At 47.3% G+C, this 21,225-nt stretch carries 22 protein-coding genes; 5 read left to right on the forward strand and 17 right to left on the reverse strand.

All coding sequences use genetic code 11. From position 1 onward, the window contains the following. Positions 1 to 17: 17 nt before the first annotated feature. Positions 18 to 3,356 (reverse strand): DNA polymerase III subunit alpha, encoded by a 3,339-nt coding sequence (gene dnaE, locus ACW5MY_RS13375; protein WP_462061617.1) that lies wholly within the window; start codon positions 3,354 to 3,356, stop codon positions 18 to 20. 144 nt (positions 3,357 to 3,500) lie between these two features. On the opposite strand from dnaE, the gene ytrH reads away from it, so the two are divergent. The 3 genes from ytrH to ACW5MY_RS13390 all read left to right on the forward strand — a co-directional run bounded on the left by ytrH (position 3,501) and on the right by ACW5MY_RS13390 (position 4,639). Next, on the forward strand, positions 3,501 to 3,842 hold the full coding sequence (ytrH, locus tag ACW5MY_RS13380) for a sporulation membrane protein YtrH (RefSeq protein WP_013353165.1): 342 nt from the start codon (positions 3,501 to 3,503) through the stop codon (positions 3,840 to 3,842). Beyond that, complete coding sequence (ytrI, locus tag ACW5MY_RS13385; RefSeq protein WP_013353166.1) at positions 3,839 to 4,342, forward strand: sporulation membrane protein YtrI; 504 nt, start codon at positions 3,839 to 3,841, stop codon at positions 4,340 to 4,342. Before ytrH ends, ytrI begins: the two co-directional genes overlap by 4 nt. A 105-nt stretch (positions 4,343 to 4,447) precedes the next feature. Further along, entirely contained in the window at positions 4,448 to 4,639 is a 192-nt protein-coding gene (locus ACW5MY_RS13390) for a hypothetical protein (RefSeq protein ID WP_013353167.1), read from the forward strand. A 17-nt stretch (positions 4,640 to 4,656) separates the two neighbouring features. Here ACW5MY_RS13390 and ACW5MY_RS13395 read toward each other — a convergent pair whose 3' ends face one another. Beyond that, positions 4,657 to 5,598 (reverse strand): DHH family phosphoesterase, encoded by a 942-nt coding sequence (locus tag ACW5MY_RS13395; protein ID WP_013353168.1) that lies wholly within the window; start codon positions 5,596 to 5,598, stop codon positions 4,657 to 4,659. Positions 5,599 to 5,714: 116 nt separating this feature from the next. Here ACW5MY_RS13395 and ACW5MY_RS13400 point away from each other — a divergent pair, with 116 nt between their 5' ends. Continuing rightward, a complete protein-coding gene (locus ACW5MY_RS13400; protein WP_013353169.1) occupies positions 5,715 to 6,017 on the forward strand; it encodes a YtpI family protein in 303 nt (100 codons plus the stop codon). A 28-nt stretch (positions 6,018 to 6,045) separates the two neighbouring features. Here the strand turns inward: ACW5MY_RS13400 and ACW5MY_RS13405 are convergent, their stop codons facing one another. The 14 genes from ACW5MY_RS13405 to sppA form a co-directional block, all read right to left on the reverse strand. Further along, positions 6,046 to 7,362, reverse strand: a complete 1,317-nt coding sequence (locus ACW5MY_RS13405) for a CBS domain-containing protein (protein ID WP_013353170.1) — start codon at positions 7,360 to 7,362, stop codon at positions 6,046 to 6,048. 137 nt (positions 7,363 to 7,499) lie between these two features. After that, positions 7,500 to 8,186, reverse strand: a complete 687-nt coding sequence (locus ACW5MY_RS13410; RefSeq protein WP_013353171.1) for a metal-dependent hydrolase — start codon at positions 8,184 to 8,186, stop codon at positions 7,500 to 7,502. A 60-nt stretch (positions 8,187 to 8,246) separates the two neighbouring features. Next, positions 8,247 to 9,014, reverse strand: a complete 768-nt coding sequence (locus ACW5MY_RS13415) for an SDR family oxidoreductase (RefSeq protein ID WP_013353172.1) — start codon at positions 9,012 to 9,014, stop codon at positions 8,247 to 8,249. A 136-nt stretch (positions 9,015 to 9,150) separates the two neighbouring features. Next, positions 9,151 to 9,279: a hypothetical protein gene (locus ACW5MY_RS13420; protein WP_013353173.1), complete on the reverse strand. Its 129-nt coding sequence runs from the start codon at positions 9,277 to 9,279 to the stop codon at positions 9,151 to 9,153. 73 nt (positions 9,280 to 9,352) lie between these two features. Next, a complete protein-coding gene (argH, locus tag ACW5MY_RS13425) occupies positions 9,353 to 10,729 on the reverse strand; it encodes an argininosuccinate lyase (protein ID WP_013353174.1) in 1,377 nt (458 codons plus the stop codon). Continuing rightward, positions 10,726 to 11,937 (reverse strand): argininosuccinate synthase, encoded by a 1,212-nt coding sequence (locus ACW5MY_RS13430; protein ID WP_013353175.1) that lies wholly within the window; start codon positions 11,935 to 11,937, stop codon positions 10,726 to 10,728. Before ACW5MY_RS13430 ends, argH begins: the two co-directional genes overlap by 4 nt. Before the next feature lie 151 nt (positions 11,938 to 12,088). After that, positions 12,089 to 12,601: a MogA/MoaB family molybdenum cofactor biosynthesis protein gene (locus ACW5MY_RS13435; RefSeq protein WP_013353176.1), complete on the reverse strand. Its 513-nt coding sequence runs from the start codon at positions 12,599 to 12,601 to the stop codon at positions 12,089 to 12,091. Between the two features lie 100 nt (positions 12,602 to 12,701). After that, the gene (locus ACW5MY_RS13440) at positions 12,702 to 13,889 is read right to left on the reverse strand and encodes an acetate kinase (protein ID WP_013353177.1); all 1,188 of its coding nucleotides are present in this window, start codon (positions 13,887 to 13,889) and stop codon (positions 12,702 to 12,704) included. A 313-nt stretch (positions 13,890 to 14,202) separates the two neighbouring features. Further along, entirely contained in the window at positions 14,203 to 15,189 is a 987-nt protein-coding gene (locus tag ACW5MY_RS13445) for a class I SAM-dependent methyltransferase (protein WP_013353178.1), read from the reverse strand. Positions 15,190 to 15,250: 61 nt separating this feature from the next. After that, complete coding sequence (gene tpx / locus ACW5MY_RS13450; RefSeq protein WP_007408050.1) at positions 15,251 to 15,754, reverse strand: thiol peroxidase; 504 nt, start codon at positions 15,752 to 15,754, stop codon at positions 15,251 to 15,253. A gap of 114 nt (positions 15,755 to 15,868) precedes the next feature. Next, complete coding sequence (gene ytfJ, locus ACW5MY_RS13455; RefSeq protein WP_013353179.1) at positions 15,869 to 16,309, reverse strand: GerW family sporulation protein; 441 nt, start codon at positions 16,307 to 16,309, stop codon at positions 15,869 to 15,871. A 12-nt stretch (positions 16,310 to 16,321) separates the two neighbouring features. Next, on the reverse strand, positions 16,322 to 17,011 hold the full coding sequence (locus tag ACW5MY_RS13460; protein ID WP_013353180.1) for a DUF2953 domain-containing protein: 690 nt from the start codon (positions 17,009 to 17,011) through the stop codon (positions 16,322 to 16,324). A 77-nt stretch (positions 17,012 to 17,088) separates the two neighbouring features. Beyond that, entirely contained in the window at positions 17,089 to 17,580 is a 492-nt protein-coding gene (locus ACW5MY_RS13465) for an RDD family protein (protein WP_013353181.1), read from the reverse strand. 13 nt (positions 17,581 to 17,593) lie between these two features. Then, complete coding sequence (gene sppA / locus ACW5MY_RS13470; RefSeq protein ID WP_013353182.1) at positions 17,594 to 18,601, reverse strand: signal peptide peptidase SppA; 1,008 nt, start codon at positions 18,599 to 18,601, stop codon at positions 17,594 to 17,596. Positions 18,602 to 18,784: 183 nt separating this feature from the next. Between sppA and ACW5MY_RS13475 the strand changes: the two genes are divergently transcribed. Then, on the forward strand, positions 18,785 to 19,591 hold the full coding sequence (locus ACW5MY_RS13475; RefSeq protein ID WP_014470819.1) for an NAD kinase: 807 nt from the start codon (positions 18,785 to 18,787) through the stop codon (positions 19,589 to 19,591). A gap of 16 nt (positions 19,592 to 19,607) precedes the next feature. On the opposite strand, the gene ACW5MY_RS13480 is transcribed toward ACW5MY_RS13475, so the two are convergent. Next, positions 19,608 to 21,203 carry an amidohydrolase gene (locus ACW5MY_RS13480; protein ID WP_013353184.1) on the reverse strand — a complete coding sequence of 532 codons (1,596 nt, stop codon included), beginning with the start codon at positions 21,201 to 21,203 and terminating at the stop codon, positions 19,608 to 19,610. Positions 21,204 to 21,225: the final 22 nt, after the last annotated feature.

The following is a 21,225-nucleotide window of genomic DNA, read 5'->3' on the forward strand; positions in this document are numbered from 1 at the left end:
AACTATTGTTGTTACCACTATTTTAACACGACGTTTTCGCGGCCCAGCAGCTCTTTTAAACGGTATAACGCCTGATGGTCGGCCTGAATATGAAAAGTATCGGGCAGCCTGATGGTCTGCTTGTCCTTTTCGTAATAAAGATAAACGCCGGTTTCCCCTTTATGCTCCAGTAAAATACGCTTCATCTTTTCCAGAAACTCCTGATTGTGCCGGCTGCCTTCGATTTTGATGTAAACAGACGGCGCTCTGTCTGCCTCCGTCTGCTCAAGGAGAGAGGCGGATGACATAATAAATTGTATCTTCTCCTGCCGCTCTTCCATTTTTCCGGACGCGAATAAAAGCGCGCCTTCTTTTAACAGCGGAGACAGCCTTCTATATTGGTCAGGAAACACGACGGCTTCCATTTCTCCCGTTTCGTCGCTTAATGTGAGAAACGCCATATACTGACCTGTCTTTGTCCGAATCGTTTTGATGCCTGCGAGCAAAGCGCCGATTGACAGCTGTCCTTTCGGCATCTGCAGCGCTGTTGCGATCGCTTGCGCCCCCCGTTTTTTCAAGAGATTCCTGAAAGCTGACAAAGGATGGCTTGAGAAATAAACACCGAGAGCTTCTTTTTCAAACCGAAGCTTGTCCACGAGCGGAAATTCCTCTGCCTCTACATATTTTGGCTTAATGGAGAACGATTCTTCCAAAAACAATCCCATTTGGTCATCGTCTGCACGAAAAAGCTCAGCGTGCTCTAAAGCCACATCAACGGAGGCCAGCAAGGCGGCGCGATTTTGATTGAATTCGTCCATGGCGCCAGAAAATATAAGGGCTTCGATTGTTTTCCGATTAACGCTTTTGGCAGGAACGCGAAAGCAGAAATCGAAAAGATCCTCGAACGGTTTATGTGTTCTTGCTTTATAAATATCTTTCACTGCCGAGACGCCTACGTTTTTTATGGCCCGCAAACTGTATCTGACGGCGCCGTTTTCAGGTGCAAACGGAAAACCGCTCTTATTGACAGACGGCGGAAGGACTTGGAGCCCGCTCCCCTTTGCTTCGTGCAGATATTGCGATATTTTGTCCTCATTGCCGATGACGCTCGTCAAAAGCCCGCACATAAAATATAAAGGATAGTGAGCTTTTAAATAGGCGAGCTGATAGCCGATCATGCTGTATGCGACAGCATGGCTTCTGTTGAATCCGTAGTTAGCGAATTTGACAATCAGATCGTAGACCTCGTTTGCAGTGACTACAGAATACTCCTTTTTTAAGCACCCTTCAACAAAATGGCTTCGCTCTCTGTCCAAAATGTCCTTTTGCTTTTTGCTGACAGCCCGTCTGAGCAGATCCGCTTCACCTAATGAAAAACCTGCCATGCGCGAGGCGATCATCATAATCTGCTCTTGATAGACGATGACGCCGTACGTGTCACTGAGAATATTTCTTACATCCTCGTGCGGGACTTCCACACGCGCCCGCCCGTGCTTCCGGTCGATAAATAGCGGAATATTTTCCATCGGCCCCGGCCTGTAAAGCGCGTTTACCGCGACAATGTCTTCAAGCCTTGACGGCTTCAGACGCTTCAGCACATTCCTCATTCCTGATGATTCCAGCTGAAAAATCCCCGTCGTATCGCCATTTGATAATAGCGAGAACGTTTTTTCATCCTGATAAGAAATCTCGGAAAAATCAATTTTCGTATTTGTCTCTTTTTCAATCATCGTCTTAATGGATTCGATAAGCGTCAGGTTGCGCAAACCTAAAAAGTCCATTTTCAAAAGGCCGAGATCTTCCAAGTGATCCATCGCATACTGCGTTAAATACACGCCGTCATGCCCTTCCTGCAGAGGGACAACTTCAGAAAGCGGCTCTTTGCTGAGAACAACGCCGGCCGCGTGTGTAGACGTATGCCTCGGAAGACCTTCGATTTTCCTTGCGATCTGAAACACTTTATGAAGAACGGCGGATTCAGACAGCCGCCTGTTCAGCTGAGCGGACTGCCGTCTCGCCTCCTCAAGCGTCATTCCCGGCTTAGACGGAATCAGGCGGGCAAGCTGGTCGGCTTCTTTCGGGCTGATTCCGAACACTCTGCCGGTATCCCTTAACGCCGCCTTTGCGGCCAATGTTCCGAAGGTGATAATCTGGGCGACGTGCATGCTCCCATACTTATTTTGCACATACTGAATGACCTCATCCCTTCTCGTATCAGGGAAATCGATATCAATATCGGGCATGCTGATCCGCTCGGGATTAAGAAACCTCTCGAATAACAAAGAATGTTTAAGCGGGTCCACGTCTGTAATGAAAAGGGAGTAAGCGACAAGCGAGCCTGCCGCAGACCCCCTTCCCGGACCTGTCACAATGCCCTTTTCATGCGCGTACTTCATAAAGTCCCATACGATGAGAAAGTAATCACTGAATTTCATGCGCCTGATGACATCCAGCTCATATTCAAGACGGCGGACAGCACGCTCATCAGGAGTGCCGAAACGGAGACGAAGCCCCTCATGACAGACTTCCGCCAAATAGTCATCAGCTGATTTGCCGTCCGGCGCCGGGAAAGACGGAAGCTGTGTCTGTCCGAGGCTGACATCGACTTGGCATTGCTGAGCGACACGTGCGGCTGCTTTGACCGCTTCCGGATTCTTCATATAAATATTTTCCATTTCTTCAGGCGGCCTCAAGTATAAGTCCGGCAGGTCCCCGCTCTGATCCTCCCATTTCTCCCCGGCTTTAATGGCGCACAGACAGCGGTACGCATCTTGATCTTCTTTCTTGATATAACGGACATCCCCCGCCGCGCAGACAGCGATTTCCGTCTCGGCTGACAGGCGGAGAATTTCTTCTGATAATGTCTCATGTCCTTTAAACGGCTGGTACCCTAAATAAAAACGGCCTTCTCCGAACAATTCCCGGAATCCTTCGGCAACCCGAACCGCTTCTTCAAACTCTCCTGCTTGAAGCAGGCTTTCAATGTACCCGTTTTCACCGGGCGTAATGGCGATCAGCCCTTCATGATAGCTCTTCATCCATTTTCGCTTCATGCCGCCCTTTGCTATGGATTGCAGCGCACTTGAGATTTTCAGCAGGTTCTGATATCCGGTGTTTGTCTCCGCCAAAAGAACAAGCGGGCGTGCTTCAAGCTCAGTTTCGTCCGTGTATATTGAAGCCGTCAGACCGATAATCGGCTTTATTCCGTGTGACTTGCATGCTTTATAAAACTCAATGGCGCCGTACATCACATTTTCGTCCGTGAGCGCCAATGAAGAATATCCGAGCTCCTTCGCTTGTGTAACAATCTCTTTTACAGAAGCGGCGCTGTTTAACAGGCTGTAGCCGCTACGTACTTGAAGGTGAACAAAAGACAATGCCGCCACTCCTTTCCCGTATACGTTCAATTTGCCTTTCTACATTATAAGACGGGTTTTCTTAAGAAACAAATGTTCTTTTTTGACTCATCATCATACTTGTCCGTTTCGCTCAATATGATAGAAAAGTGAGGTGGTGTATATATGGATCAGGAAGCCGGCTTTATGGCGAATTTTATCAGCAGTTATTTTATCGCCCTCGGTGTTTTGCTCGGCGGAGCGCTCATCGGCGGCGTCGGAGCTTATTTATCAGGCGAGCCTCCGCTTACAGCGATTACAAAATTGGCGAACAGGCTGAAGATCTGGGCGCTTGTCGCGGCCATCGGAGGAACGTTTGACGCGGTATACAGTTTTGAGCGGGGGCTGCTTGAAGGCAACACACGCGACATTTTCAAACAGCTTCTTTTAATTATTTCAGCAATGGGCGGCGCACAGACCGGGTGGCTGATTGTTTCATGGCTGGCACAGGAGAATATTTCCTCATGAGAATTCCCGAGTATTATAAAAAACCGGGATGGCAGCGTTTTTTTGCGGGAATGATGTGCGGAGCCATCGTCAGCTGGCTGTTCTTTCTGTTTACATACGGAACGTTTCAGGAAGAACAGGTGACGTTAATTCAAAAACAGCGGGAGCACGCACGGGATTTGAAAAACCAGATCTCCATCTATCAGAAGGATCTTCATAAATTAAATGAGGATAATAAGCAAAGACTGCTTATCCAAAGCGTCGATGTGAAGCTGATCAATGGAGAAAAATACAGAATCGCCCAGCCCGATAAGATGAAATTTGAAGAACAGGTGAAAGATAATATTTCGGAAGTCATCACAAAGGATATTGAAAGTGTGTATAAAACAAAGGAACTTTTAAAACGGACGATTGAAAACAAGGTGTACACCATAAATGAGAAGGAATATAAAGCTGAAGTAAAGGAACTGACGATTTATACGAGATTGTCTGTCGAAATTCATATTTCTTTTGCGACGTAATTATGTCATTTTTAAAAATTTTCCATAGATCTGTCGCTTTTTTCTCCGCTTTTTTATAAACTGTAAATGAGACATTTTCAATGATTCTGAAGGGAGGAAGGGAAAATGGAGGTTTTTAGTGAACGCCGCTTGGCAAAAGATCATGCAGACCGAATCAGAAAAGGCTATTCCGCATATGCAGAAACAGACACACTCGCTTCCCTCATAAAAAAAGAACTCCAAATCTGTAATCTCCGCGTCTACGAAGACCTGACTGAATTCGGCTGCTGGTTCATCCCCGTGACAGATGAACACTAAGAAAGAGGGTCTCCCCTCTACTTGTGTTCGTTACATACCTCTTCAAGATCAGCAAGAATCGGACCGGTTTCATCCCAGCTGTAGATGGATGCGCCGGCCGCCAGCGGATGTCCGCCGCCATTGTATTTCCGGGCAATTCCATTGATGACCGGACCTTTTGAACGGAACCGGACTCTGATTTGATCGTCTTCTTCTATGAAGAATACCCAAGCGCGAATACCCGAAATATTTCCGAGTGTTCCGACAAGCTGCGATGCTTCTGAAGCGGTGGTTCCGTATGTCTCCAAAATGTCTTTTTTAATGAAAACGGAAGCGACGCCGTTGTCAGACAATGACACATTTTGATAAATAAAGCCATTCAGCTTCACCACATTTAATTTTGTTTCATACAATTGATTGAAAAGCTCTGACGGTGAAAAAGGGAACTCAATGAGCTCTCCCGCGTATTTGAATGTCTTTTTTGTGGTGTTCGGGAATAAAAAGCGTCCCGTATCACTGACGATACCCGCGTAGATCAGCTTAGCCGCTTTCGTATTCAGCTTCCAGCCGTGCTCTTTTCCTTCCAGGTACAGCTCATAGATCATTTCGCTTACGGAGCTTGCATTCGTATCGACCCATAACAGATCGCCATATGGATCTTCATTTGGATGGTGGTCTATTTTCATGAGCTTTGCGCCGGAATGATAGCGCTGATCGTCGATCCGTTCTTGGTTTGCGGTATCGCACACGATGACAAGAGCATCTTTATAGGTTTCGTCATCCACCTCATCGAGGGAATATAAGAAAGACAAGGACGGCTCAGGCTGTCCGACGGCAAAAATATTTTTTTCGGGATACGTTTCCCGCAGGATTTCCGTAAGGCCGCACTGTGATCCGTAAGCGTCTGGGTCAGGCCTCACATGTCTATGTAAGATAATGGTGTCATATAATGATATGGTTCTGATCAGTTCGGATTTCATCGTTTTCTCCTTTTTGTTTTTATTCATTTAATCATACTCTTTATCCGCGGAAAAGGAAAATCTTTTAGGAACGGTATAAACAGTTTTGCAAACTCATATAATGGAGGATTTCATTTATGCTGGTTTTTGTTTTTCTCATCGGGCTTTCTGCCTGCTTTTACGTGTATTACAAAGTAAAAGGCATCCAGACGAAACGGGCGCTGGAGAAGGAATTCTTTTCGGCTAAATCAAGTATGGCGTTAGGCGCGCTGGTGCTTTTGTACGGAGTAAATCAAATGATTCTGTTTCACTCCGTCCTCACCCTTGTCATCGGCGGCGTTTTCATTTTAATCGGAGCAGGCAGCGCATGGGCCGGGTATAAAGCCTATAAGCATTATGAACCCATCCATGCAAAGGAAGCGGAGAGGGACCACGCATAATGAATGTCAAGGGACCGAGATGCGTCCCTTAGCTTCTCTCCATCAGCTGCACCATCAGCATCGCTTTTGAAACGATGCCGCTTTGGCTTGACACTTCCACTTCCATTTTCCCGAATTTCCGGCCCGCTTCTAAAATGCGCGGTTTCACTTCAATGACCGATTCCATCTGAACGGGTTTTAAGAAGAAAATCGTAATGCTTTCAATGACCAGCTCGCCGCGTTTGCGGGAACGTAAAAATCGGCTGGCGGCCTGGGTTAAAATCGTTGTAAACACCCCGTAAGAAATCGTCCCGAGCTGATTGGTCATCTGCGGCGTGACTTCATATTGATAAACGGCCGGCGTTTTATCATCTTCCTCTTCTTTAAATCCCCTTGAAACGATATCATCAAGCTTCTCCCCGACCTGAGGCTGCTTTTGAACCATTTGAAGCGCTTTTAAGACATCCTGGCGGCTGATCATCCCGATCAGTCTGTGGTGCCCGTCTGTCACCGGAAGCACTTCGATTCCTTCCCAAACCATCATTTGAGCCGCTGAGGCGACAGACGTTTTCCCGATCACCGTGACAGGGTTTTTGGTCATTACTTTTTCAATCGGAACTGATCGGTCATGCCCGGCGATATCTTTCGATGTGAGGATTCCGTGGATTTTCATCTGCTGATCGATGACCGGAAAGCGTCCGTGTCCGGTTTCATAGTTTTTTTCGTACCATTTCTCCAGCTTATCCTTAGGAGACAGCGTCACTGTCCGATCTGCGGGCGTCAAAATGTCCTCCACGAGCACAATTTCTTTTTTTATGAGCTGATCATAAATCGCCCGGTTGATCATTGCGGCTACCGTGAAGGTATCATAGCTCGTGGAGAGAATCGGAAGCTCAAGCATATCGGCCAGCTCGATAATGCTGTCATCGGTATTAAACCCTCCGGTTACCAAAACAGCCGCACCCGCTTCAAGCGCCTGGCGGTGAGCGTTGATTCTGTTCCCGACGATTAACAGGTTCCCCGCCGCTGTATAACGCATCATCGCGTCAAGCTCCATCGCGCCGATCACAAACTTGTTCAACGTTTTATGCAGACCGGCTTTTCCGCCGAGCACCTGGCCGTCTATCACATTGACGACTTCGGCGTATGTCAGCTTTTCAATATTTTCTTTTTTCTTCTGCTCAATTCGGATCGTTCCCACACGTTCAATAGTGGAAACAAACCCTTTATTTTCGGCTTCCTTAATGGCTCTGTAAGCCGTTCCTTCACTGACTTTCATTTCTTTCGCAATTCGTCTGACCGAAATTTTTTCACCGACAGGAAGCGAATCTATGTATGATAGGATTTGTTCATGCTTTGTTGCCAAGCGTTTCACCTCTAAGGACAGTCTTCTGCTTTTATTATAAGGGCACGGGGGATTCATTCGCAATGAGACGCCCGAAAAAAGACGGCACCGCAAAAAGACCTTCTGAATGCGTGATTCAGAAGGTCTTTGACATTATGTCAGGCAAGCTCAATGGTCTCGCCGACCGCCATGACTTTGCCGACGCCACCGGGCAGACTTTCGGCGAAAGCGTCAGGGTCCTGTTCAATGACAGGGAATGTATTGTAATGAACGGGAACGACTTGTTTCGCCCTCAGCCATTCAGCCGCGAGTTTCGCATCTTCAGGGCCCATGGTGAAGTTATCACCGATCGGCAGAAACGCCAGGTCAATGTGATTCAGTTCCCCGATCAGTTTCATATCTGAGAACAGCGCCGTGTCCCCGGCGTGGAAAATCGTTTTGCCGTCAATCGTCAATAAAATCCCTGCCGGCATCCCTGTGTATGTGATGGTTTTGTTTTCTTCATCAGTGACTGCCGATCCGTGGAATGCCTGTGTCAGTTTCACTTTGCCGAAATCAAATTGGCGCGCCCCGCCGATATGCATCGGGTGGACGTTTAAACCTTTAAAGCCGAGATAAACGGCCAGCTCATTCGGCGCAATAACGAGCGCATCGTTTTGTTTGGCGATCTGCTCTGTATCTCCGACATGGTCATTGTGTCCGTGAGTAAGCAGGATGACATCCGCTTTCACTTCTTCCGGCTTCAGATTTGTCAGGCTGTTTCCGGTAATAAACGGATCGAAAATAATGTTATGGGTTTTCGTTTCCACATGAATGACAGAATGTCCGTGATAAGTCACTTTCATCGTTTTCACCTCATAAAAAGTTAATATTTATCAAGTTCCCTTTTCGACAAACGAAAAAACTTACAGGGATTGATGCCTGTTAATCACATTCAGCCCGCCTGTTGCTTCTATGACCGTTCCGGTTACAAGATCGGAATCTTCTTCACATAAAAAGGCGATGATTCTCGCAATGTCCTCTCCGGTTCCGGACCTGCCGATCGGCGTGTTTTCTTTGCCGATCTTCCGTCTTGCTTCTTCTATAGACGCTTCTTTCATATCTCCTACAATATCACCCGGGCAGACCATGTTGGCCGTAATGCCTGATTCGGCTTCTTCAATCGCAATGGTTTTGGTTAGCGAAGCCAATCCGACTTTAGCCGCTCCGAAAGCGGAACGGTGCAGCCAGCCCGGAGCATGGTCAGCTCCTTGAAAGCCGTATGTAATAATCCGGCCGAACCGCTGCTGTCTCATTACCGGGATAACCGCTTTAAACAGATGAAAAACGGCGCTTAAATTCCCTTCAAGCATGTCATACCATTCGTGATCGGAATAATCGGCAAGCTTTTTGCGCTCAAATATGTACGGCCCGGCATTGTTAATCAGTATGTCAATCCTTCCAAACCGCTGAAGGGCTGCATCGGCGATCCGCATGAGATCTTCTTTTCGGGTTACATCGCCCTTAACGAATTGCAATCTGTCATGGCACCGGGGATAATCGGCCTTCAGACAAGCGACCGCTTCTTCGTCCTGTCTGTAATTCACTGTGACCGAAAAGCCTTTTTCCAGCAGCATTTCAGTCACTTTTCGGCCCAATCCCTTCGTACCGGCAGTGATTAGAGCATGTCGCACATTGAATACCCTCCCCAGGCAACGTTGCCGCTTCAATAGAATAAAGTCGTTTCTCCCTCTACTTTACTATAAACAAGCGGCAATATCACTTTTTTGCACTTCAATCGCACGAAAAAAAGCCGTCTTTACAGACAGCTTAATTTTCTGAAGGGGCTGAGGCTTCCTCCAGGCCGATATAACCGCTTTGATATGCCTCTGAGATGAGCCGGGCCGTTTCTTCACTTTCTTTTTCATCATAAATGTAACGGTCTTGTTCTTTGCGCATTCCTTCTACCTCCCATCATTATAGATGTAGGGTGTCTGATATGACGGGAAAATATGAAGGTAATTTTAGCAAATTAAACGCCGGCGCAGGCTTTTGCTTTTACAAGTGCCTGTTTTACCTGCTGAAAACCCGTTCCGCCGGCGCTCATTCTTTTTTCAACCGCGTGATGCGGATCGAGCACGGTATAGATATCTTCTTCAAAGAGACTGCTGGCTTGAAGGAATTCTGCAAACGCCATATCACTTAAATAAATTCCTTTTTCAATGCAGCTGTACACAAGCTTGCCGACCACTTCATGCGCTTCTCTGAACGGCATGCCTTTTTTGGCTAAATAATCGGCAAGTTCGGTGGCGTTTGAAAAATCTTGTTTTGTCGCCTGTTTCATGATGTCTTTGTTTACGGTCATTGTCTCAATCATGCCCGTGAAAATCTGAAGGCTTCCTTCAACGGTCTTCACCGTGTCAAACATGCCTTCTTTATCTTCCTGCAGGTCTTTGTTGTAAGCGAGCGGGAGCCCTTTCATAATCGTGAAAAGACCCATCATATCGCCGTATACGCGACCGGTTTTCCCGCGGATCAGCTCCGCCATGTCTGGATTTTTCTTTTGCGGCATCATGCTGCTTCCCGTCGCGTACGTATCATCCAGTTCAATGAATCTGAATTCCTGCGAGCACCAAAGGATGATTTCTTCTGAGAAACGTGAAAGGTGCATCATGAGCATGCTGCTGCTGCTTAAAAACTCGAGAATAAAATCTCTGTCGCTGACTCCGTCAAGACTGTTCTCATAAATGGAATCAAAGCCGAGCAGCTCCGCCGAATAATTACGGTCTATCGGAAACGTAGTTCCGGCAAGCGCCCCGCATCCGAGCGGCGATATATTTATCCGCTTCATGGCGTCACGGAAACGCTCTTTATCCCGTTCAAGCATCCAAAAATAGGCGAGCAGATGGTGGGCGAAAGAAATCGGCTGGGCCCGCTGCAAATGGGTGTACCCCGGCAGAATTGTCTCGACATTGGCCTCCGCTTTTTCGATCAGCGCTTTCTGAAACTGTTCAATCAGCACGATGATATGCGAGACATGGTCTTTCAAATATAAATGCATGTCGGTCGCCACCTGGTCATTCCGGCTTCTCCCTGTATGGAGCTTGCCGCCGAGCGGTCCGATTTCTTCGATCAGCATTTTTTCAATATTCAAATGGATATCTTCATAATCAACAGAGAATTCAAGCGTTCCTTCCTCTGCTTTTTGCAGGAGGGTCTGCAGGCCCTGACGGATGGCGCTTTCTTCTTCTTCCGTCAGAATGCCGCATTTTTTCAGCATTGCTGCATGAGCGAGAGACCCTGTAATATCCTCTTTGACTAAGTTTTGGTCGAATGTGATGGATGCGCCGAACTCATCGACCCACTTTTCCGGTGTTTTTTGAAAACGGCCTCCCCAAAGCTTTTTCATGCTTCAATCTGCTCCTTCTTTTTCACAATGCTGTTTACTTTTGTCGGCAGCCCCCAGAGCTCGATAAAGCCGATTGCCGCGTGATGGTCAAAAGCATCGTCTTTTGTATATGTGGCAAGTTTTTCATCATAGAGAGAATATTCCGACTTACGTCCTTCTACAATGGCATGGCCTTTAAACAGCTTGACGCGCACAACGCCGGTGACGTGTTTTTGGGTTTCTTTCAGGAATGCAAGCAGTGCGTCTTTTAACGGTGAGAACCATAAACCGTTATAAATGATTTCAGACAGTTTTTGTTCAATTGCCGGTTTGAAATGAGCCACTTCTTTCACCAACGTCAGATCCTCAAGCTCTTTGTGAGCCGTAATCAAAGTCATTGCGCCCGGGCACTCATAGACTTCCCGGGACTTAATGCCGACCAGGCGGTTTTCGACATGGTCAATCCGGCCGATTCCGTGCTTTCCTGCAGTCTCGTTCAGCTTGAGAATTAAATCAGCAAGCGGGTAGGATACGCCGTCGATTGAAACCGGAACACCGGCTTCAAATGCGATTTCGATGATTTCAGGAACGTCCGGCGTGTTTTCAAGAGATGCTGTCAGGTCATATGCCCCTTCAGGAGGCGCCGCCCACGGGTCTTCTAATATACCGCATTCATTGGCGCGGCCCCACAGATTCTGGTCGATGGAATATGGGCTGTCAAGGTTGATCGGAATCGGGATGCCTCGGCTTGCGGCATATTCGATTTCTTCTTCACGTGACCACTGCCACTCACGGACCGGAGCGATGACCTCCAGATCAGGGTTTAATGATTTGATGGATACTTCGAAACGAACCTGGTCGTTGCCTTTTCCCGTGCAGCCGTGCGCTACGGCCACCGCGTTTTCTTTTTCCGCCACTTCGACGAGTTTTTTCGCGATTAATGGACGGGATAATGCAGATACGAGCGGATACTTGCCTTCATACATTGTATGAGCCTGCATAGAAATGAGCGCGTACTCCCGGGCGAATTCTTCTTTCGCATCAATCACATAGGAGTTCACGGCGCCTACTTCCAGCGCTTTTTGCTGAACGAATGCCAAATCCTTTCCTTCACCTACGTCTAAGCAGCAGGCAACAACATCGTACCCCTGCTCTTGCAGCCATTTTATCGCTACAGAAGTATCAAGTCCTCCTGAGTATGCCAATACAACCTTTTTTTGTTCTGCCATGTTAAAAGCTCCCTTTGTATAAAAATTAGTTTTAATTAATAAAAATGCATTTTGTATGTATACACTGTAACAAGTAACTTTTGTTTTTTCAAGCCTTTTATAAAAAAAACTCCACCCAATTTTTTGAGCGGAGCAGAGCCTTTTTATACGTTTATAAATCTTTTCGGATTTCCCGGAGCACATGAGGCAGTTCAGGAATAATCAGTTTACTCATTGCAAGCCTGACGGCGCCTGAGGAGCCCGGTGTGCAGAAGACCGCGGTATTTTGGATTACACCCGCCGCGGCTCTGGACAAAATGGCGGCGGAACCGATGTCCTCTGTATAGCTCAGCATGCGGAACAGCTCGCCGAATCCCGGGAGCTCTTTTGAAAACAGCGGCGTGACCGCTTCAATCGTGACATCCCTTTCGGCAATGCCCGTCCCTCCGTTTAACAGCACCGCATCTGTATATTCATCCATACAGCCGGATAAAACGGCTTTCTGCAATTCATCTTTTTCATCTTTCACAATGTCATAAGCGACCGTTTCAAATCCAGCTTCCCTGATGAAATCCATCATGACGCGTCCGCTTTTATCGGTTTCTTTCGTTCTCGTGTCGCTGACCGTGATCACCTTGCAGCGAACCGCTGACGGTGCTTCTTGTTTATGTTCATGCACACTCATTGTTTCACCTCATCATTTATGTAATAAACATATCGTAACGTTTGATTGTGCGGCATTCAATAAAAAAGCACACCCCTTGGGATGTGCTTTCTTTCGATTATTACTGTGCAAGGCGGACAACGTCGCGTGCGATCATGACCTCTTCATCAGTCGGAATGATGATGACTTTGACAGGAGAGTGAGGATAGCTGATAAACGCTTCCTCGCCGCGCACGTTGTTCAGCGCAGGATCCCAATAAACACCCATGAATTCTAAGCCGCGAAGTACGCGTTCTCTGACTTCAACGCTGTTTTCACCGATACCGGCCGTGAAAATAATGGCGTCAACGCCGCTCATTCTCGCCGCGTAAGAACCAATGTATTTATGGATTCTGCTTGCGAACACTTCAAGAGCCGTTTCCGCTCTTTCGTTGCCTTCTTTTGTAGCTTCTACAATATCGCGAAGGTCGCTTGAGAAGCCGGATATGCCAAGCAGTCCGCTCTTCTTATTTAATGTATTTAATACTTCATCCGCCGTCTGATCTGTTTTTTCCATAATATACGGAATCAAGGCAGGGTCGATGTTTCCTGAACGTGTTCCCATCGCCACACCCGCAAGCGGGGTGAAGCCCATTGACGTATCAATGGATTTTCCGCCTTCAACGGCTGCGATACTTGCTCCGTTACCCAAGTGGCAGGAAATCAGGCGCAAATCTTCAAGCGGACGGCCGAGAAGCTCAGCTGCGCGCTCTGTCACGTATTTATGAGACGTGCCGTGGAAACCGTATTTGCGAATGCCGTATTTCTCGTAGTATTCATACGGAAGGCTGTACAGATAAGATTGCTCAGGCATCGTTTGGTGGAACGCCGTATCAAACACTGCAACCGCAGGCACATTCGGAAGCACTTCTTTAAAGGCTTTAATGCCGACGATGTTTGCCGGGTTGTGAAGCGGCGCAAGTTCTGAAATCTCTTCAATCTCACTGATTGTTTCATCTGTAAGCAAAACAGAATCGCTGAATTTTTCTCCGCCGTGCACAACACGGTGGCCGATTCCGTCAATTTCATTTAAATCCTTTATAATACCGAATTCAGTCAGCTTGTGAAGCAGCATCTTCACCGCAACCGCGTGATCCGGAATATCTGTGACTTCTGTATTTTTTTCGCCGTTAACAGAGATAGTGAAAACGCTGTCGGCGATACCGATCCGTTCTACTAAACCTTTTGTTAGCACCTTTTCTGAAGGCATTTCGAATAACTGAAATTTTAAAGATGAGCTTCCTGCGTTAATTGCAATAATTTTAGACATAAATGACGCTCCTATCAAAATTCTTCTTCGTTTGTTTCGTTCTTTTTTCCCAGACCGTAACTGCAGTCCAAAAAATATCTGACTTTTCCATTTAAACATTGTCAACTCAGCATTTCAAGTCAACATCCATATTGGTACCGCTTACAATATGAAGTCGTTATTTTCTGATAAATTCTTCTTGTGCCAAATGGACGGCACGGACTTACGGAATTTTATTTTCTTTCCTTAATTTGTGTTATTTCCCTGATTTCCATTCATTTTAAACAGCAAAAAGGCAGCGCGGATTCTGGGTCACGCGCTGCCTGTTCGGCCATTATTTTTCTTTTTGAATCCATTGATCCAATTTTGCCATCATCTCCCGCATCGCCTGCTGGTTCGCGAAGGAAGGAAGATTCGCCAAAAGCGTTTGTTTCGGCGGGTTTGCGTCTCCGCCTTTTTTCTGCAAAATTAAAATGCTCTTTGCCTGCGCTTCGTCTTTAAACAGAGTAGCCGGCAGCTGAAGAAGAGCGTTAATATACACTTTTTCCGCCAAAAACTGCTTCAGTTTATCGCTTTGGGCGCTGTCAAACAAATGATTCGGGATCATAAAAAATAAGTATCCGCCCGGTTTTGTATGCTTGACGCTCTGCTCAATAAATAAGTGGTGGGCAAATGAGTGGCCTTCATCTGCTTTCAGCTCAAACGCTTCAGCGCCTTCGTCATTCGGATAGTAGCCGACCGGCAGATCGCAGATGACCGCATCAGCCTGTTCGATAAATAACGGCTGAAGACTGTCCTGGCAGAACAGCTCCATTTCTTTTTCCTGCAGATTCGCTTGGGCATAAGCAATCTTCAGAAGGACATCATCAATATCAATGCCGAAGCTTTTTGCCGCTTTGTCAGAAAGCTGGTTTGCCGCGGTCAGCAGAAGATTTCCGGTGCCGCAGGCGGGGTCCAGCAATGTCAGGCCTTTTTGGCTGCCCGTAAATTTATTCACGAGGTAACTGATGAAAAGGCCGATCGTATCAGGCGTCATCTGTCTGTTCGGATGGGATTTATCTTTCAGCCCTTTTAAAATGGCGAGCTGGAACGCCTTGCGGATCCATTCATGCTCCCATTTTTTGAAGTCTGCTTTCGCAAGCAGGCTTTTAAGCTCGCCGGTTTGCTTTTCCTGAAGCGGCAGCTGTTCGGCCGTTTCGAGAAAATACATCTCTCCCGCTTCCGCAAGCCCCTCAATATAGGACAGCTGAAGGCCTTCTGCTATCACTTTGGCGGCTTCATCTAAAAGTTCATAAATCTGACCGACATGGTCGTGTTGCATACTGTTTCCTCCTTGCCATGAAAAGAGCTCCGCGGCAGCACCCGGAGCTCTTTCTCACTCTTTACTTGATTAACGCTTTTGCAGCTTCGATAGGCTTTTCATAATTCGGGTGGTTTGTCGCTTCACTTACATATTCAGCGTAAACGACTTTTCCGTCTTGGTCGAGAACGAAAACGGAACGTGCCAAAAGACGAAGTTCTTTGATGTAAACACCGAATGCTTCACCAAATGACATCTCTTTATGATCCGATAATGTTTCAACTTTATCAATTCCGTTCGCTCCGCACCAGCGCGCTTGTGCAAACGGGAGGTCGGCACTGATTGTATAAACGTTCACATCACCGAGTTTTGCTGCTTCTTCGTTGAAGCGGCGCGTCTGTGCATCACATACGCCTGTGTCAATGGAAGGAATAACAGATATGATCGTTACTTTTCCTTTCATATCTGCTAATGTCTTCTCTTCTAATCCGTTTGTCAAAACCGTAAAGTCAGGAGCTTGGTCACCCGGTTTCACTTCTTGTCCGATCAGCGTCACGGCTCCGCCTTTAAATGTAATTTCAGCCATTCTGATTCCTCCCTTATCTATGTATAGCTCTATCATAGTCGAGTTTCAGGCAAACTGCAAAGGTTATGCCGCATCGTAAAAAAAGCTAACTGCGGGCGGCAGTTAACTTTTCTCTTATAAATCGATATCCGTTCTTTTTTGGTTCCGGCCTTTTTCATTCTTTTTAAACATATGCTGGATGCGTTCAATCGTTTGAGGCGCGGAGTCTAACAATTTATCAATCAGATGGGTGTTTTCGTCTAAATGAAGCATACGCACGCCGTTTGTTCCGACAATCAGAAACGCAATCGGCGTAATGGATACTCCGCCGCCGCTTCCGCCGCCGAACGGGAGCTTCTGCTCTTTTCTTTCATCGTCCTCGGTTCTTTTTTCAGCCGGCTTTCCTCCAAACTCGCTTCCGCCCGCCGCAAATCCGAAGCCGACTTTTGATACCGTTAAGATTACGCTGCCGTCAGGCGTTTCAACCGGATCGCCGATGATTGTATTTACGTCAATCATTTCTTTTAAATTTTCCATAGCGGTTTTCATTAAACCTTGAATGGGATGGTCTGCCATATGCGCTCCTCCTTAAACTGATGAATCATTCTTTGAAGCAACCGGAACCGGCTGTTTCTTTCGTATGATAGAAAGTCCGTTCCGCCCGTATTTGAGCAATTTGAAAGCTGCACCTATAAGATGTCCAAAACGAAAAAAGAATATACACTGCAAATGCGTCTTGGAAGCAGGCACTTGAAAAGACGGAATGACTTCGCACACCGGTTTATGTATAAAACGCAGATGGTCGTACAGCATCGCCGTAAGGCCCCCCTTTACGGCCCACACGCCTCCGGCGGCGATTCCCGTAACGGCAGCGTCCTTTATTCCGATAACCGTCACCCATTCGAACTTCGTCACACGGACTCCCGCAAGAAACGAAGCACCGATTTGGCGCATCCTGACGACCTGTTGCAGAATCATTTCTATTCTGTCAATGGTCTGTTTGACATCTTCAAATGTGATTTTTTTCTTCTTTTTCTGCTGGCCTTTCATTTCGGATTTCGTGTCCTGTTTAACATCAATTGACGCATCTTCGCTGTTTATTTTAATGACGGGCCACGTTTTTTTTATACGGATCAGCCCGTATAAGGCCGAGAGTTTAAACGTCATTTTGTCGTTATCTTTATCATGCAGATATTCGAAAGTCAGATGGATTTTCATCCTCATGAGCAGCCAGGCCAAAATGAGAATGAGAATAACAGCTGCTGCGGCATATCCCATAAGCTTCACTTCCTTAGCTGCATTATCGCCAAATCCAAAAAAAATAAACCCGGACGTTTCTCCGGGTTTACTGCTTTTTATTTACGGTACAGCGCTTCGTGAATCACCGTGGTGTCAGCAATCAGATCGTGAATTCCCTGCTTTTTGGGCGTAAACGCAATGACGATGTAAAGAATCCAGATTTTATCGATATAACGCCCCACCGCTTCTCTGAAAATGACGGTGCCCCATGTCAGCGGCTTTCCGGGCGCCAAAGGAGTGACCTTTAACCCGAAAACCATTTTGCCGAGTGTCTGATGAAACCATTTTGTCATGAACACAAAATAGGCGAGGTAGACGATCAGGGTTGTGACGGAATAGACTGAGATTGTAAACATTCCGCTTGTTTTCGGGAGATTCATCAGCGTGAAAACCGGTGAAACGATGAGATGGTTAAGTCCCCAGATCACCAGCCAATCGAGAAGAAACGCCCAAAATCTGATCCAAAAGCCCGCGTATGCCGGCTCGAGCGCCTCCTGTTGTGCGGCTTCCTCTTCTTTGCCTTGAAAGCCTTCGTAAATCGCGTCCATTCTTTCTTCCCCCCTACTTTGCATAGAGATACATCATCCGCGGCGAACCGGATTGCGAAATAAGCTCTTTCATATTCAGAAAATCAATTTCGCTTTTAAACATTTTCGCTGCGCTCATCGAAAAGAGCGAGCCTAATCCGAATCCTTCTTCGTATGTGATGACTGAAGCGTTTTTCATATTTTTATGATCCTTTTTCATCGCGCTGATCGTATCATCGTAAAAACCGAGTTCATCAACAAGGCCGATTTTTTTAGCCTGTCTGCCGTCATAGACACGGCCGTCGGCAATTTTTTTCACATCAGCTTTTGACATGTGCCGCCCTTTTGAAATGACATTGACAAATCCTTCATAAGAATCGTTGACCATCGTCTGCATGATCTTTCTTTCTTCCTTCGTCATGTCGCGGGTCGGAGACATGATGTCTTTATGCGCGCCGCTTTTAATCGTTTCAAATTTGATGCCGAGTTCATCGGCAAGCTTAGAGTAATTGACGCTTTCCATAATGACGCCGAGTGAGCCTGTGAGCGTTTCCGGTGAAGCATAGATCTTATCGGCGGCGGTTGAGATATAGTAGCCTCCCGATGCCGCCATGGAGCCCATGGATACGTATATCGGTTTCTTCGTTTCTTTCTTTAGTTCTTCCAGTTTTTTATGTATTTCCGCGCTTTCGTATACGCCTCCGCCAGGGGAATTGATTTTCAGGACAATTCCTTTGACGTTTTTATCTTCTTTCGCACGCTCAATATGTTTTAAGAACGATCTGTGATCATACCCGCCTGAGCTGAGCAGGCCTGCGGACTCGCCGCTGTCCTCGATCGTGCCGTCCACTTCAAGCACGGCGATTTTACTGCCGGGGCTGCCCTCATCAAGCGTCACTTCCTCTGAGTCATCTGTCAGCGAGGCAAAGCCACCCCCTGTATCTCCGACATTTTTCAGCACCCCGACGGTCACACTTGCGATTACTGATACGCCGAAAATGCCGATGGCGATGACGAGCGCAATCCATCTTTTTGCATTCATTCTGTTCTGCCTCCTTTTCTGTCAATATTCGTACGTTCCCCCGTAAAAAAAGATTCATTTTTTTCATGAAGCGCTTTCACTTAACGGATAAACAGGAAACATGTTACACTATTGCCACAGGTATTTTAACACAATACCTGATGGGAGAAAAACGTAAATATGACAGCAAAGGGGAATGGAGATATGACCGATCTTCGCCGCAATGTTTATTTTTTTCACAAACAAGACAACGAAACAAAAGAACAAGTCAGCTCTCTTATGCAATTGGCTGAATCGCACGGTTTTACAGTTGCGGCTCACCCGGAGGATGCGGGGATTATCGCCAGCATCGGCAGCGACGGCTCATTTCTGCAGGCCGTCAGAAAAACCGGATTCCGTGACGACTGCCTGTATGTCGGCATCGCTAAAAAAGGAAAAGCCCATTTGTACTGTGATTTTCACAGCGATGAGCCTGAAAAAATGGCGGACAGCATGACCGCGGAACAGCTTGAGGTCAGAAAATACCCTCTTATTCACGTAACGGTGGACGGCAGCAATCATTTTCACTGTTTAAACGAGGTTTCCATCCGTTCAAGCATTATTAAAACGTTTGTGATGGATGTGTTAATTGATGATCTTCACTTTGAAACATTCAGGGGAGACGGCATGATCATTTCCACCCCGACAGGCAGCACAGCCTACAATAAATCCGTATCAGGCGCGGTTGTCGATCCTTTGATTTCCTGCATGCAGGTATCCGAACTGGCCTCTTTGAACAACAACACATATCGAACACTCGGATCTCCGTTTATTTTAAGCTCGGACAGGAAGCTGACACTGCAAGTGGTGCAGGACGGCAATGAGCATCCGATTATCGGACTTGATAATGAAGCGCTCAGCACGCGGAATGTCAAAAAAGTTGAGATTACACTTTCCGATAAAAAGATCAAGACGGTGAAACTGAAAGACAACTCTTTCTGGGAAAAAGTAAAGCGCTCATTTTTATCATAAAAAAAGAGGACGGGCATTAACGCCTGTCCTCTTTTTCATATACAATACGGCCGCCGACGACGGTTTTGACAGCTTCCAGTTTATGAAGACTTTTCGGGTCCATTTTAAACGGATCACCACTGAGAATGGTAAAGTCGGCATCATAGCCGGGGGCTATCCGTCCGCGGCTATGTTCTTTATGGATGATTGCCGCGCTTCCCTCCGTGTAAAGCTGAATGGCTTCGTACACGGTCAGACACTCTTTTTCATAATAGGCCGGACCTTCAGGGTGCTGCTTGCTAGTACGGAGCACAGCCGATTGAATGCCCAGAAGCGGATCGGCCGGTTCTATCGGGGCATCTGAACCTCCGGCGCACAGCAGCCCTTTTGACAGCAGTGTTTTCCAGGCAAAAGCCGTTTTCATCCGCTCTTCGCCGAGCCGGTCAATCACCCACGGAAAATCACTGGCGACAAAATGCGGCTGAAGATCAAGGCCGATCGGAAGCCGGGCGGCTCTTTCAATCAGACCGTCATCTAAAACCTGCGCATGAATGAGCCTGTCAAGCTGTCCGGGCTTTGCCGGATATCTTTCGATAACATCCAGCACCTTTTCAAATGCGAGGTCGCCAATCGCGTGCACGGCGATTTCCATCCCTTTCTCTCTCGCTTTAGAAACAAGAGAGGCAAGTGTTTTGTCATCATGCACCTGAACGCCGGAAACAGACGGATCATCATGATAAGGCTGTTTCAATAGGGCTGTTCTGCCGCCGAGCGCGCCGTCTGCAAAGATTTTCATCGCTCCGTATTCCAGATACGGGCCGGTCGACTTGTCCAGAGTGCTCCACCTGTCGACGGCTTCGTGATGAACGAGCAGATGGGCGCGAAAAGGAAAAAGGCCGCTGCCGGTTATTGACTCGTACGCGGCAACGGGAACGGACGCGTCTCCGTAGTATGCCAGATCCTCTGAATGCCCGCCGGTCAGGCCTTTTGACCAGCAGTCCGTGACCGCCGTTTGAAGAGCGCGTTTGACATAGTGAAGTGAGACGGGCGGAAGAGCCTGTGTCACAAGCTCTTGGGCTTTATCCAGCAGAAGGCCTGTCGGACCGGCGCTGTCCCGGGCGATAATCCCGCCGTTTGGATCAGGTGTTTCGTTTGTAATCCCAGCAGCTCGCAATGCGGCCGAATTGACCGCAACGGCGTGCCTGCATACCCGCTTCAGCAGGACGGGACGGTCGGGAAAGAGCGGGTCAAGGTCATGCTTCGTTACGTAAACCGGCCGCTCAAACAGATTTTCATCCCAGCCTTCGCCGATCAGCCATTCACCATCTTCCAATTCACGCTCTGCTTCTTTAACGGCTTGCAGTATTGCTTCTTTTGATGTCAGCTGCGACAAATCAAGGCGAAGCTGTTTTTCACCGTGTCCGATTAAATGCATATGACTGTCCGTAAACCCGGGAAACATGACTGCTCCATGTAAATCGATTTCCTCCGTATCAGGCGAACCGTATGTTTCACGGAGCTCCTGAAAGCTGCCCGTCTGTCTGATGACGCCGCCTTCAGTATAAACGGCTTCAGTGACATGGTTCTCCTCAAGCATTGTATAAATGGTGCCGCCGTGCCAAATCGCTTTCATCCCCGCTCACCCTTTTTTTATA

It is taken from the genome of Bacillus sp. Bwzl_19, assembly GCF_054900515.1.

What these genes read in the sequence shown, in the direction of transcription:
- ACW5MY_RS13395 (WP_013353168.1), bottom strand. Translation starts at nt 5,598, where the DNA reads ATGAAATCCGAACTGATCAGAACCATATCATTATATGACACCATTATC.
- ACW5MY_RS13445 (WP_013353178.1), bottom strand. Translation starts at nt 15,189, where the DNA reads ATGCAACACGACCATGTCGGTCAGATTTATGAACTTTTAGATGAAGCC.
- ACW5MY_RS13480 (WP_013353184.1), bottom strand. Translation starts at nt 21,203, where the DNA reads ATGAAAGCGATTTGGCACGGCGGCACCATTTATACAATGCTTGAGGAG.
- ACW5MY_RS13465 (WP_013353181.1), bottom strand. Translation starts at nt 17,580, where the DNA reads ATGGACGCGATTTACGAAGGCTTTCAAGGCAAAGAAGAGGAAGCCGCA.
- ACW5MY_RS13430 (WP_013353175.1), bottom strand. Translation starts at nt 11,937, where the DNA reads ATGGCAGAACAAAAAAAGGTTGTATTGGCATACTCAGGAGGACTTGAT.
- ACW5MY_RS13400 (WP_013353169.1), top strand. Translation starts at nt 5,715, where the DNA reads ATGCTGGTTTTTGTTTTTCTCATCGGGCTTTCTGCCTGCTTTTACGTG.
- tpx (WP_007408050.1), bottom strand. Translation starts at nt 15,754, where the DNA reads ATGGCTGAAATTACATTTAAAGGCGGAGCCGTGACGCTGATCGGACAA.
- ACW5MY_RS13420 (WP_013353173.1), bottom strand. Translation starts at nt 9,279, where the DNA reads ATGCGCAAAGAACAAGACCGTTACATTTATGATGAAAAAGAAAGTGAA.
- ACW5MY_RS13410 (WP_013353171.1), bottom strand. Translation starts at nt 8,186, where the DNA reads ATGAAAGTGACTTATCACGGACATTCTGTCATTCATGTGGAAACGAAA.
- sppA (WP_013353182.1), bottom strand. Translation starts at nt 18,601, where the DNA reads ATGAATGCAAAAAGATGGATTGCGCTCGTCATCGCCATCGGCATTTTC.
- ACW5MY_RS13460 (WP_013353180.1), bottom strand. Translation starts at nt 17,011, where the DNA reads ATGGGATATGCCGCAGCAGCTGTTATTCTCATTCTCATTTTGGCCTGG.
- ACW5MY_RS13475 (WP_014470819.1), top strand. Translation starts at nt 18,785, where the DNA reads ATGACCGATCTTCGCCGCAATGTTTATTTTTTTCACAAACAAGACAAC.
- ytrH (WP_013353165.1), top strand. Translation starts at nt 3,501, where the DNA reads ATGGATCAGGAAGCCGGCTTTATGGCGAATTTTATCAGCAGTTATTTT.
- ACW5MY_RS13435 (WP_013353176.1), bottom strand. Translation starts at nt 12,601, where the DNA reads ATGAGTGTGCATGAACATAAACAAGAAGCACCGTCAGCGGTTCGCTGC.
- ACW5MY_RS13440 (WP_013353177.1), bottom strand. Translation starts at nt 13,889, where the DNA reads ATGTCTAAAATTATTGCAATTAACGCAGGAAGCTCATCTTTAAAATTT.
- ACW5MY_RS13390 (WP_013353167.1), top strand. Translation starts at nt 4,448, where the DNA reads ATGGAGGTTTTTAGTGAACGCCGCTTGGCAAAAGATCATGCAGACCGA.
- ytfJ (WP_013353179.1), bottom strand. Translation starts at nt 16,309, where the DNA reads ATGGCAGACCATCCCATTCAAGGTTTAATGAAAACCGCTATGGAAAAT.
- argH (WP_013353174.1), bottom strand. Translation starts at nt 10,729, where the DNA reads ATGAAAAAGCTTTGGGGAGGCCGTTTTCAAAAAACACCGGAAAAGTGG.
- ytrI (WP_013353166.1), top strand. Translation starts at nt 3,839, where the DNA reads ATGAGAATTCCCGAGTATTATAAAAAACCGGGATGGCAGCGTTTTTTT.